General features: G+C 31.0%; 10 protein-coding genes. 1 reads left to right on the top strand and 9 read right to left on the bottom strand.

The annotated features are described in order from the left end of the window. The first annotated feature begins 226 nt into the window (after nucleotides 1–226). Entirely contained in the window at nucleotides 227–1,486 is a 1,260-nt protein-coding gene (locus tag J2Z44_RS20680; protein WP_209650030.1) for an MFS transporter, read from the top strand. Nucleotides 1,487–1,639: 153 nt separating this feature from the next. On the opposite strand, the gene J2Z44_RS20675 is transcribed toward J2Z44_RS20680, so the two are convergent. From J2Z44_RS20675 to J2Z44_RS20635, 9 genes are all read right to left on the bottom strand, one after another. Continuing rightward, nucleotides 1,640–2,233, bottom strand: coding sequence for a hypothetical protein (locus tag J2Z44_RS20675; protein ID WP_021282324.1), 594 nt, complete (start codon nucleotides 2,231–2,233; stop codon nucleotides 1,640–1,642). Between the two features lie 234 nt (nucleotides 2,234–2,467). Next, nucleotides 2,468–3,331, bottom strand: a complete 864-nt coding sequence (locus J2Z44_RS20670) for a fumarylacetoacetate hydrolase family protein (protein ID WP_021282323.1) — start codon at nucleotides 3,329–3,331, stop codon at nucleotides 2,468–2,470. A 335-nt stretch (nucleotides 3,332–3,666) separates the two neighbouring features. Continuing rightward, nucleotides 3,667–4,083 (bottom strand): NUDIX domain-containing protein, encoded by a 417-nt coding sequence (locus tag J2Z44_RS20665; protein WP_021282322.1) that lies wholly within the window; start codon nucleotides 4,081–4,083, stop codon nucleotides 3,667–3,669. Between the two features lie 93 nt (nucleotides 4,084–4,176). After that, nucleotides 4,177–4,611 (bottom strand): NUDIX domain-containing protein, encoded by a 435-nt coding sequence (locus J2Z44_RS20660; protein WP_021282321.1) that lies wholly within the window; start codon nucleotides 4,609–4,611, stop codon nucleotides 4,177–4,179. A gap of 9 nt (nucleotides 4,612–4,620) precedes the next feature. Then, a complete protein-coding gene (locus J2Z44_RS20655) occupies nucleotides 4,621–5,238 on the bottom strand; it encodes a hypothetical protein (RefSeq protein ID WP_209650028.1) in 618 nt (205 codons plus the stop codon). A gap of 497 nt (nucleotides 5,239–5,735) precedes the next feature. Beyond that, the gene (locus J2Z44_RS20650) at nucleotides 5,736–7,505 is read right to left on the bottom strand and encodes an ABC transporter ATP-binding protein (RefSeq protein WP_021283026.1); all 1,770 of its coding nucleotides are present in this window, start codon (nucleotides 7,503–7,505) and stop codon (nucleotides 5,736–5,738) included. After that, entirely contained in the window at nucleotides 7,483–9,249 is a 1,767-nt protein-coding gene (locus tag J2Z44_RS20645; protein ID WP_021283025.1) for an ABC transporter ATP-binding protein, read from the bottom strand. Before J2Z44_RS20645 ends, J2Z44_RS20650 begins: the two co-directional genes overlap by 23 nt. 261 nt (nucleotides 9,250–9,510) lie before the next feature. Then, nucleotides 9,511–9,951: a GyrI-like domain-containing protein gene (locus J2Z44_RS20640; protein ID WP_021283024.1), complete on the bottom strand. Its 441-nt coding sequence runs from the start codon at nucleotides 9,949–9,951 to the stop codon at nucleotides 9,511–9,513. 325 nt (nucleotides 9,952–10,276) lie between these two features. Beyond that, entirely contained in the window at nucleotides 10,277–12,307 is a 2,031-nt protein-coding gene (locus tag J2Z44_RS20635; protein ID WP_021283023.1) for an ABC transporter permease, read from the bottom strand. Nucleotides 12,308–12,408 lie beyond the last annotated feature (101 nt).

The raw sequence follows: 12,408 nt of genomic DNA, 5'->3' as shown, positions 1-12,408 counted from the left end.
ACCTTATTCTAAAAAGTCTTTACTTTATATATTCTACATAAAAGCTAAAAATCCTTTTTGAAAAAGAAAAAAAGGTCACTTTTTCAGTGACCTCGGTTAACCCTATCTTTTCTTTGTTTTTTTGTAAATTTTCTTTAATTTTATCTATTGATGTGGTGTTAAGTCCACTAATTACAATGAAGTTAGAGATCAAATAAGAGAACAAAAAGAAAGGAAAGTGATTTAGATGGAAATATCAATAACCTCCATAAAGAATTCTTTTAAAACTAAGGATTTTTTTAATATAATCTTATTCTCAGTGGCAAGTTGTATATCACTCTTTGGAACTTCTATTTATAACTTTGCCCTTGGACTTTACGTTTTAAAAATAACTGGTTCAGGCTTAAGCTTTGCCACAACCCTAGTGTTAGGAATTTTATCCACAATTCTTGTAAACCCCTTTGCTGGTGTCCTTGCAGACAAGGTGGATAAGAAGTTTCTTGCTATAATTACTGATATACTCAATGGAGTTTTACTCATAGGCTTGTATCTTTTAACTATAGGTTATTCCTTAAGTTTACCCATGATTTATGTAACTACTTTTCTTCTAAATGTATTTACCACAGTTTACGGCATAAGTATTGAAGCATCAAAGCCAAATTTGGTTTCAGAAAAAAGACTTATATCTTTAAATTCCGTAAGTAAAGTAATCCAATCTTCCTCTTCTATTTTAGGTCCTATGATTGGTGGGGTAATATTTGCTTTTATAGATATAAGGTACTTCATCTTAGTTAATGGGTTTTCTTTTTTCATATCTGCAATGCTTCATTGGTTTATGAATTTTAAACTTAATCATAGTGATAAGGAAAAAGTCAAAGAAAAAGTGAACTTTAGAAAGGATATAGTAGAGGGAGTCAATTATTTGAAAACCAGTAAAAACATTCTAAATATGTTTGGAGTTTTTATTGCCTTAAACTTTTTCATTGGTCTTTCAATAACTGTACCACTACCCTATATAATAAATAATGTATTAAAGTTAAGCACTAAAGCTTTTGGCATAATAGAAGCTGCTTTTCCTATAGGAATGATTTTAGGTGCCCTTCTAATTAAAAAGGTTATGGCCGCCTATTCCTACAGCAAAATCATAAAATTTACAGGTATATTACTATCCATTTCTATGGCAGCTATAGGTTTTTCAGTTATATTAAACTATAAAGTTAATAATGAAGGTTTTTATTTAGTATACTTTATTTTAACTATGATCCTAGCAGGTATTGCTATATCTTTCATTGATATTCCTATTTTTTATATACTACAGCAAGCTATTCCAGAAGAATTAAGAGGAAGAGTCCTTAGTCTTGGTATAAGTATAGCAAAGGTAGTCTTACCAATTGCTCTAATCTTGGCTGGAATCTTAATTAATCATATCCCCTCTTATATTCTGCCTATGCTAGGTGGTGCTGGACTTTGTATTTATACTGTGTTCTGCCTTAAACTAGAGAATTAAGGAAAGCCAAAGGGCTTTCCTTAAAATCATTTTATTTATCCTAAGTTTGACATAAAATTAAGCCTTAAGAGTTGTTGTAAGTTATTTAAGGTTATTTCTGATAACTTATATAACTTGTAATTGTGAAATAACAAAAAATTGTACCCTGGTAATTTAGTCAGCATTTAAAGAATCTGAAAAATATCTCCCATCAAAATCTATATTCTTCACAAAAGTTTTAGTTTTTATATATATAGCCCCACTTATCCCATAATAAAATGAATGTCCATTTTCTAGCTTATAAAATATACTCCCATCAAACACACATTTTGCTGCACCTGTAGTACTAATATAAGGCTTGGCAATAGAAATTATCTTGTTTGGCTGTGTATCTGAAGTATAATTTAGTCCTACATAAAAAATAGGTGTTAATTCATATTTATTAAAACCCTTAGTAAATCTGTGGGAGTTCATTGCCAATTTAATATATCTTATTGTTCCAGTTGAATTAGTACTAGTTAGCTTAGTGTTAGTCTCATGCTGAGTTTTAAAATTATCTACCATTTCAGTTGTGGCTAATTCGTTAAGCTCCATGTCTTTTAAAATCTCTTCATAATCGTAGGTTTCCTCTATAGGCAAGGTTGCAAGCTGCTCATATTTAAGTGCTTCCATACCCTCTGTTTTCCTAGGTGAATTTTTAAGGAAAGTTATAACACCTAGAAATATAATAAAAATAATTACTATTATACTTGTGATGAATTTCTTCATTTTATAAATTCTCCTTTTAGAATTTTATATAATAATTAGTATAGAATGCAATAAGAAAACTACACTAATAATAAAATCTACTTTTTCATTCTCATTCTTATAAGCTGCTTTTAATTTATTTAGTAATGTAGAAATACCGCTACAACTTATATATAATCGAATTTCACCTTTTGTTGTTGGAAAGCCTTGCTACCTTACTTTGTTCCTTTTAAGAAAACTTTGCATCCTTTAATATTACTTTAATACATTTCTTAAACTACCTATATTTTCAATAGTAACAACAATTTCATCTCCAGCTTTTAACCACTGCTGTTCCTGTTCTTTGTATCCTAAAATTACGCCACTTGGGGTTCCAGTAAAAATAATGTCCCCTGGCTTTAAAGTCATGTATTGAGATATATAACTTACAATTGTGGAGCAATCAAAAATCATATCACTAGTATTACCGCATTGGCGAAGACTCCCATTTACTCTACAGCTAACCTCTAAGTTATTGCAGTCTATTTCCTCTGCTGAAACTAAGTAAGGACCTATGGGTGCGAAACCGTCACAAGTTTTACCTAAGAGCCACTGGCCACTGCGGAATTGTAAATCCCTAGCACTTAAATCATTTCCAATGGTGTATCCAAAAATATAAGAAGGTGCTTCTTCTTTAGAAATATTAGTTCCTTCTTTTCCAATAACAATAACTAGCTCTGCTTCATAATCAAACTTTTCTGCGGTTTTGGGAAGAACAATGTGCTGGTTATGAGCCCCTAAAGAATTATTAAACTTACTGAAAATTACTGGCGAGGTTGGAATCTCTAAGTTACACTCCTTACTGTGACTTAAGTAATTTAACCCCACACAGAGGATTTTTTCTGGATTAATTATGCAAGGTGCAAAGGTAATACTCTCTTCCTTTAAAATCTCTACATCTTTTTTCATCAGTTCTTTTAGCTGTAATTTGCCTTTCTCTCCATTTAAGATAACCTGGTTTATAGTAGTTGGAGCTTCAAGAAAATAATCATCAGCTGCTTGCTTCACGTCTATTATTCCTTTTTCACATTTAATTCCTAAACGAATTTTATCCTTTAGCTTGAAATTTACAAACTTCATTGCTCTATCCCCTTCAATAATATAAAAACATTAAAATCATATTTATTATAATATTTCTTTCTTCAATATATTCTACTTCTCATATATAAGTTCATTTTTAATTCCTTAAATTAAATATCCATGTAAAGCCTTTCCAATTCTCCATAATAGCTTGCACTTTTAAAGCATTCCTGTACCCATTGATTAAATTTATTTAATTCAACTTCAGCAGCATTCAGATATCACTGATTTTTATATCCTCTTACTTTGAGTTATTTACAATATAATTTGTATCATGCTTTAACTAGAAACTCTTATTGGGTTTTAACTCTAATTGTACATACCCATTTTTATTTCTAAAGCACAATGTTAAAAGCCTTCATCTCTTCATCTGTTAATACCTCAAGTACCTTAGACACTTGCTTATCCTCACGAACTTCATTAATATCTATCCATGCAGCTTCTTTTAAAATCTGATCATTATCACCAAATTCCGGATCACAGCCTAGCTTTAACTCACACCCCTCGGACGGAATAGCAAGAAAGCAATACTCAGTTCCCTTAGTATATTCAGTGTTAAACAGGTATCTAATTATAGTAATTTTAAGATTTACTTCTTCTTCTGCTTCTCTTATAGCCGCATCTTCAAGTCCTTCCCCTTCTTCTACTCCACCTCCAGGTAAAGTCCAAAAGCTATTGTCACTTCTTTCATGCTTCACCATAGCTATTTTTCCATCATGTATAATTGCTGAAAAAGCTCTATTTCTTTTCATTGTTAACCTCCACCACAAGCATTCTTCATCTTCAAAATAATTTATCATTCCAATTTTTATTTGTAGATTTGTCCCTAATGTTATAACAATAATCTATATATCTCTCATCTTTTGAGAAAACTCAACAGCCCTTTCAAAAACTACACTATGAATTTCTGGATATGTAAGATTTTCAGGTAGACTATTAAAGAGCTTTACTTCTTCAATTTCTAAATTTGGTAAAGTGCTGAGCTCATGTACCTCTGCATAGAATAACTTTGCATATGATTGGCGTTGTCCTACCTTTGCAAAAGATATACATACTGGTACTATTGTAAATTTTATAGCTCCTGTTTCTTCAAATAACTCTCTTGATGCTGTTTCACTTATAGCTTCACTAGTTTCATGAGTTCCCCCTGGTAGCTCCCAGGTTTCTTTTCCTTTTCCTCTAACAAATATCCATTTATCTTTATAGCGAGCTGCTATCACTGCACATAAAAACTTGTTATCTTCCATTTCCTGCAATTCCAATAGCTTTACCTCTATCATATTTTTCTCCTACTCCCTTGCTTTAAAAAAGTCATCACAAAATTTGTCCCATTTAATCTTATAATCTTCATGGGATATTAATTCTAGGTCATAAGGTGAGTAAACTTTTCTTTTTCTTGCCTCTTCTACAAAGCCTTCTAAGTAATCTCCTGGCTCTGTTAAATACCCTTTAACTTTATCGTATCCCCTGCTTACTGCATAATAAAGTCTAGTGTGTCCATCTAAAGATATAAAAGAATCCTTTAGCTTTGCTAGAGGAATTATTATATCTTCTTCATTATTTATAAAAGACTGGATAGCCTCAACCTTATCCTTATCTACAAAGAACTGTGAAGGCTGAATCTCCTTAATAGCAATACTAAAGACATCAATTGGTGGAAAAGCCTTTATTAGCTCCATATGCTTATCATAGAAATTAACAATATGCTCAGAATAGAATCTAAATTCATCTATCAATTGAAGTACATCAATTTCATTGTCATAGAAAGCAATTGCTGAGTTTTCATTTATTATTTTAAAGCCGCAGTTATACTTACCGTCAACTACAAAAGCTCCGTGTTGTGTTAATATTTCCTTATCAAATCTCTCATCATCATAGCTGTTAATTCTTTGTATTTTATGCTTCATGTAATCACTTCCTAACTTACTTATATGCCCAATTTATTTTCCTAATCCTATGCATACAAAACTAAGATTTTTATTTTATAGCTATAGGAATCAAACATATTTTGTACTTATACAAAAGGAACTTATTTTCTATAAGTTCCTAGCATGTCCTACTAAAATTTTAGCATATTTTCCATATTATTTCATTGCTTTTCATAAAAACAAATACCTGTTTTTAGCAACTTTCATTCCTAGTCATACGGAAATTTAAGTAAGTTTATTTTATCCTTTAAAAAGTTGTTTTCCAGGCTCTGCATTTTTATAACGTTATCTATTATCTATAACACAATTAAATAATGAACAAGTTCATTTTGTTAATCTTCATTTTAATGAAGCACTCTGGAAGCAGATTTAGACCGAACAAACTGTGTTTGTTACACCAAAGCAACTTGCCTCTGTTGAACAACTGCCACTTTAAAAGATGGCAGACTTGAAGCTTCCAAAATGTTGTTAAACTGTTAAACACCATAAATGCTAGCAAATTCATTACAGCTTTCTAGGAGTTCTTCAGCTTTTCCACAGCCTGCAACCTTTCCATTATTCATGAAAATAACCTTGTCTGCCCTTTGTAAAATCTGTTTTTTATTAGATGCAATTATACAGCCAAAGTTCTTATTATTAATATTTTCTTCAAAACGGTTCCAAAACTCCCTTTCAGTTTCACCATCAAGAGCACTGGAGCTATCATCCATGACGTAAATCTGTGCATGGTGGATAAACATTCTTGCCAAGGCAAGTCTTTGTCTTTGACCTCCCGAAAGCCTGCTACCATAACTACCTGCTTCTGTCTGGATTCCTTGATCCATTTTTAAAACATCTTCTTCAAGTACTGCATAGTAAAGTGCTTCTCTTATTTGATCTTCATTGACTTCTTTACCTAAAAGTAAGTTTTCACCTATGGTTTCGCTGAAAATCTTTGCAAGTTGTGGAGTGTAAGCTATATTAGGTGGCTGTAAAAACTCTTTTTCATTTTTTATTTCAACTCCATTCCACAAAATTTCACCTGAATCCTTTGGAACCACACCAGTAAGAACATTTAATAAGGTAGACTTTCCTGAGCCCACTGCCCCAGCTATTGCAAGGACTTCTCCAGGTCTTAGGGTAAAACTTACATCTTCTATACCATTTTTATCATCATGTCCATAGGTAAGATTTAGCACTTTAAGCTCCTTTAAAGATATCCCCTTTGCAGTATTAGGGTGAAACTTTTCTATAGGTTTAAAAGCACTTAATTTACAGAATGAAGTAAGATTATCCCCATTCTTCTCTCCTATAACTTCTATAATCCTATCATAAGACACCTCTGCTTGCTTCATTAAAGCTACTAGTTCTACAATTCTATCAACACAGCTGGCAAGAGTCCCAAGGTAGGCAACAAACATACTAAAGTCTCCTATTGGAAATCTCCCCTCCATCATGATCCTTGCAACAACCAGCATCATAACAGCAGTACCTATATATACTGTTCCTCCTAGTACTGCCTGTAGACTTGAGTCAAAGAGAGTATCCTTTAATATAGCTTTAAGTCTAATTCTATTTAATTTTTCATAATGGTTTAAAACACAGGTTTCTCCACCTGAAACTTTTATGGTTTGAACAAGCCTTGTTGTATCTCCAACCATTTCACTTACCTTTGAATGAATTTCTCTATTAACCTTACGATTTTCTTTAATCCTCTTTGAAGCAAGATTAATTATTAGTATAACTAGAGATAGTGGAATAAATATATAAACAGTCACTCTCCAGTTAATTATTAAAAGTGATGCTACCGCAATAATAGAATATACTACAAAACCAGAAACCTCTGATAATAATTGAGAGGGGAAAGCACATATAGACACATCATCATCAAGTATTTCAAAAACTCTTTCTGATTTTCCTGCAATATTTTTCACGTTGTCCTTTTTATATATAGCCTTCATTATGTTATTTCTTAAAAGATTTTCATAATGAAAAACTTGAACGTTATCCAGTCTAGCGCAGGCAGTTATTGCTGCAATCCTTACTAAAGCAACTACAGTAATTCCAATAAAAAAAATAATAACTTTAGAAAGTACACTTTGCACTTCCATATCTCCCGCCACAAAGTTTAAAATCTCTCTAATAAAATAAGTAATAGCTGCATTATAGGAAAAAATTATTACATTAAGAAATACACTGACAACATACATCCATGGTTTATATAATAATAAATCAATAAAAAGTCTAGGAAACCCATTCTTCTTCATTTATTTTCACCTCGCTGTCCACTTCCATTGTTTTGCATAAGCTATAAAACTTGCTTGATTTATCCTTTTCTAATTCTTCTTTTTTCCCGTATTCAATTACTTTTCCGTCTTTTAAAATCATGATGCTGTCTGCCCACCTAAGTGCACTTATCTTATGTGCAATAGTAATTACTGTTCTATTTTTAGTAAGCACATCAAGTGCAGATAATATTCTCTGCTCTGTGAGGTAATCTAGTCTTGATGAAATCTCATCTAAAATGATGATGGCAGGATTCATAAGAAATAAACGGATTATAGAAATCAGTTGAGCCTCTCCTGCAGATACATTGTTTTCTCCCATTTCCAAATAAGTATCCAAACCTTGAGGAAATTTTTCCAACCAATTGCTTAAACCCATTTGATTTATAGCCTCTAGTATATTCCCATCTGATATGTCATCCTTATATAAGGTAATGTTTTCTCTTAAAGTCCCATGTAAAAACTGTACCTCTTGAGTACAATAAGCAATTACACCTCGAAGACTCTTCCCTTTAAGCTTTTTTATATTAATTCCATTAAGTAGGATTTCACCTTTATTAAACTCATAAAGTCTTGTAAGAACCTTTGCTAAGGTGGTTTTACCTGAGCCTGACTCTCCCATAATTCCCAGTCTTTCTCCAACTCTTAATTGAAAGCATATATCCTGTAGTATTGGGTTATCCTCAGAATATCGAAAGGTTAAGTTTTTCACTGTTACCGTCATGTCCTTTGACTCTATTTCTAAGTTGCCTTCAGCAATAGAAGTTTCCATATCTAGAAGTTCTTTTACTCTGATAAGTCCCGCCTTTGAAGTTTGTAGACTTGTGAGATAATTTCTAAAATCCTGAAGCCTATCAAAAATTAATCTAGTGTAAGTATGAATTAAATATACAGTTCCTACTGTGATAAATCCTTTAATCCACAGATTCACTGCAATGCCTAGGGAAAGAATGGTAACTATTCCCTCTAAAGCTGTTGATGCACTCCAAAGTCTTGAATACATCATTCCAGCAGGTAAACTCTCCTTAAATCTATGTTTCATGGCTTCATTTAACTTATAGATAGAATATTTTTCTGCTCTATTTGTCCTTATCTCCACAACATTATCTATTTTCTCCTTCATAATTCCATTGAATCTGGATATTGCTGTAGAACGCTTTACATACAACTTCATTCCATAGTCCTGTATAGCCTTAAAAATCCAGATTGCAGCAACACTAAAAACCACCATAGAAAGTGCAATAACCCCATTTTTCATAGCTAAAACTATGAGAACTCCAGCCATAAGCAAAGTACTACCTACCAATTTAAAAATCAATATATAAAAATAAGAAGAAAGGCCCTCTGCATCTTCATCTAACCTGCTTATCATTTCCCCGCTAGTCCAAGTTTCATGGTGCTTCATATCGATTTTAAGAAAATGCTTAACCACATCTTTTCTTAAGAGGTTGGTAAGCTTTAACCCAAAGCTTTTAGCAAAGTATGACTCGAAGACATTCCCTGCCATATTCATAAGTATTGTCACCATGTATACAAAAACCAGAAAGGTCACATATTCAATGCTTTTTCCACCCTCAGCTGAATCAATAAAGTTGCTTAATACTTGTGGCGATAAAATTTGGAGTACAATATTACTAATAAAAAATATACCTAGTAATACCATAGCTTTTTCTTGTCCCTTTAGGTACTTTATTAAAAATGCCCCAAAGAATTTTTTCTTCTTCATGTTCTCCCCTCCATTCCCAAAACTACCTCAATATTATTTTAGTATCTTTATACTTTCAAAGGTTAGATAAAAAACTTTTCTATATTATTTTTTACATAAAAAAAGCTACTACTAGACATTTCAGTAATAGCTTATTTACAAATTTAAAAATTTCATCTCAGAAGGTTACCATTGATCAGCGTATTAACATCTGAATTAGTATAATACCACATTGCACTATTTTTCACTGTATAAGATAACAATTATGCTATTTCAATTCCGTTACTTAATCTTTATTGGTACATAGAAATCCATCTGCTCGTACCCCATGGCCTTACAAGCAGAGGGTGGAGTTGGAATATTACCTAAGTATGAACGAGAAGCATCTTCCTCAAAGCAACCTTTTTCTTCAATAAAATTTTTAATGGTGGTAATTGTCTCAGAACTATCTTGTCCATCTACATCAGTAGCAACAGCGTATAATCCACCTGGAAAATTGATGATACTAAAATCCTGAGGTACATCCATACCTTCATTGTATATGTAATACCATATAAATCCCTCCTGTTGATGGTCATAAAACATAAAATCCTTTGGAAACATTGGTCTTTGCAAAGAACTAAACCACTCATTAAATCTTTCAAGCTTCCCATCCCCAAACATACCACATTGAGATGAAACCATTTTACATGCAGGCATTTCATAAATACGAACTTTTTCCATTTTTATTCCCCCTTCAAACTGAAAAAATATATATTTTAAACTCTCAATACCTTACTGAGACTTAAACTAAGAATTTATTAACTATAAAATAAATTAAGAAAACTTTATTCGTACTGTGTTGTTATATTCATTTGTACTTCCCTTTTCTTATTTTCGCTCCCACTACTTTACCAAATTTCCATCACTAATTTATCAGCTTATCTTGCAAATTTTCCCAACATATAACTTTCAATAAATCATATGACCCCATGGATTTACTTTAAGAAAAGAAGTTATTTTGCCTTCTATTCAGATTTGTCTATGATGCCAATTAGTTATCCATTGCTTATTCCACAGTTCTAATAGAATCAATTATGCTTTGGAAAAGTAATCTTTTAAGAGGTCCTATAGATGCCAGTATACATATAATCATAGAAACTATAAATACTTCCAAAATACTTTTCCATGGGAAAAACCACTTTATAGCTTTATCATATTTCAGTACTTTATATAAACCGCCATGAATAAGAATCCCCAATGAACTCCCAATCAAAGTGCTAAATATACCATATAATAAGCCTTCTTTTAATATCATTGCTCTTATTTCATCATTTCCCATACCTATTGCTCTAATCATTCCAAACTCTTTCCTTCTAAGTATTATATTCATACTTATTGTGTTTATTATATTAACTATTCCTATAATAGCTATGATGACTACAAAACTATGCAATATTATAGATATGCTTTTTTGAGCATTTTCATAAAATTCTAATTCATCTCTATAAGATATTAATTTTCCTTCCTTTTGTTTTTTTGCATACTCATTAAGTTTATTTTTTATATAATTTTCATTTGAATCCTTTTTTACATTTATTCTTAATACTCTATATTTCTCTTCATTTAACCATTGTTTTAAAGCATCTTCATGCATAATAACTACAGTATTAATGCCATGATCCATTGTAGGAAATGGTAGTTCCTTTAATATTGCACCGATGTTTATTTCTTTCTTATAATGTTCCCAGTTACTATTATCTACCAAAGCAGTTGACATATTAAATTTATCTGATACTTTTAAGTTTGTACTTTTTTCATTAGATTGATTTTGAATTAAAATAACCTGATTATTCTTTTTCATATCTTCTAAATCTAATTTCCCATCCTCTAAATATTTGTTCATTTCCTTCAATTGTTCATCATTACACCCATATAGCTCCACTTGCACAGGATAAATATCTTTTTCCATTCGAGAATCACTCATATTATTCTGGGAATATATCTTTTTCAAATTTTCTTTGTAAACTTCAGTAAGTTTATTCCCTGAAACCTCCAATGATGACCTAAAATACATATTTTTCTTAACAGTACTTATTCCTTCTAAATTTAATATTTCATTCATAGCATTTTCATCATAGCCTATATTTTTTTCACTATTATTTACACTTAAAATATAATCAGAGTTTATGTTAGATTCTACATTTCTTAAAGGGTCCATCCAAATACACAAACTTGTTACTACAATAAAAAGCAATGTACTGATGCTTAAGGATATAATTGTTACTAAGAACCTCTTCTTATTCCTTGCTAAGTTTGTATAAGCCATAGCTGTTGTAAACTTAGAAAACCCTTGTATTTTCTTATTTCCTTTTAAAGTATCTAGCTCTTCACCTTGAATTGACGTATTATTTATTGCCTCCATAGGTGATATTTTTGATGCTTTTTTTGAAGGAAAATATATAGATATAAATATAGATATAAAACATGCTATAAAAGGTAGTAAAATTCCAGCAAAAGATATTTCAGCTTTACCTTTAAAACTCATAGTAAAACTAAATAATTTATTTATTTGATTAATAGAAATAATTCCTAATATTATCCCAACAGGTATAAATAGACACCCTAATATTGCTCCTTCTCCATATATTAATTTTTTTATTTGCTCTGTTTCACATCCTATAGCTCTTAAAAGACCAAATTCACGTATTCTTTCTACTACTGAAATACTATATATATTATAAATTACAGATATAGAAGCAATAATTATTATTATGTTTAAAAACGTAAATACCATATTAGATTTTTTAATTAGATCTAAAGTGTTTATATAACTATAGTTTTGATTAATAAAAACCCCTTTTATTTTAGACATATCTTTTAAAGTTTTGTCTATATTTGTAGAAGGTTTAAGTGTAAAATGATGGATATATCTGTACTCGTCTTTATCAAGAGTATTTTTTACACTATTAATGGTTAAGTATCCCTTAGCTTTTTTATCTTCCATAGAATCTATTCTGTTTTGTAAAATTCCTGATAAGGTAAATTCTTTTTCTCCTTTTTTAACTGCTGGTGATTGTTTATCATTTTCTACTTTCATATAATTAAATACACCACTTTACAAGTAATTTAAAATTACCAAAAAATACAACGTACCAAACGCCTTCTAGATATCAATACTAATCTTGTGAACACCAATAT

The sequence above is a fragment of the Clostridium punense genome, assembly GCF_017874425.1.
In the GTDB taxonomy this organism is placed as follows: Bacteria; Bacillota; Clostridia; order Clostridiales; family Clostridiaceae; genus Clostridium_J; species Clostridium_J punense.
The sequence above is the reverse complement of the archived record's forward strand: the minus strand, read 5'-3'. Positions and strand labels throughout refer to the sequence as shown.

Bases quoted from the DNA above. Each gene is read 5' to 3' on its own strand.
- J2Z44_RS20670 (WP_021282323.1), bottom strand. From the start codon at position 3,331: ATGAAGTTTGTAAATTTCAAGCTAAAGGATAAAATTCGTTTAGGAATT.
- J2Z44_RS20650 (WP_021283026.1), bottom strand. From the start codon at position 7,505: ATGAAGAAGAATGGGTTTCCTAGACTTTTTATTGATTTATTATTATAT.
- J2Z44_RS20635 (WP_021283023.1), bottom strand. From the start codon at position 12,307: ATGAAAGTAGAAAATGATAAACAATCACCAGCAGTTAAAAAAGGAGAA.
- J2Z44_RS20660 (WP_021282321.1), bottom strand. From the start codon at position 4,611: ATGATAGAGGTAAAGCTATTGGAATTGCAGGAAATGGAAGATAACAAG.
- J2Z44_RS20675 (WP_021282324.1), bottom strand. From the start codon at position 2,233: ATGAAGAAATTCATCACAAGTATAATAGTAATTATTTTTATTATATTT.
- J2Z44_RS20640 (WP_021283024.1), bottom strand. From the start codon at position 9,951: ATGGAAAAAGTTCGTATTTATGAAATGCCTGCATGTAAAATGGTTTCA.
- J2Z44_RS20645 (WP_021283025.1), bottom strand. From the start codon at position 9,249: ATGAAGAAGAAAAAATTCTTTGGGGCATTTTTAATAAAGTACCTAAAG.
- J2Z44_RS20665 (WP_021282322.1), bottom strand. From the start codon at position 4,083: ATGAAAAGAAATAGAGCTTTTTCAGCAATTATACATGATGGAAAAATA.
- J2Z44_RS20655 (WP_209650028.1), bottom strand. From the start codon at position 5,238: ATGAAGCATAAAATACAAAGAATTAACAGCTATGATGATGAGAGATTT.
- J2Z44_RS20680 (WP_209650030.1), top strand. From the start codon at position 227: ATGGAAATATCAATAACCTCCATAAAGAATTCTTTTAAAACTAAGGAT.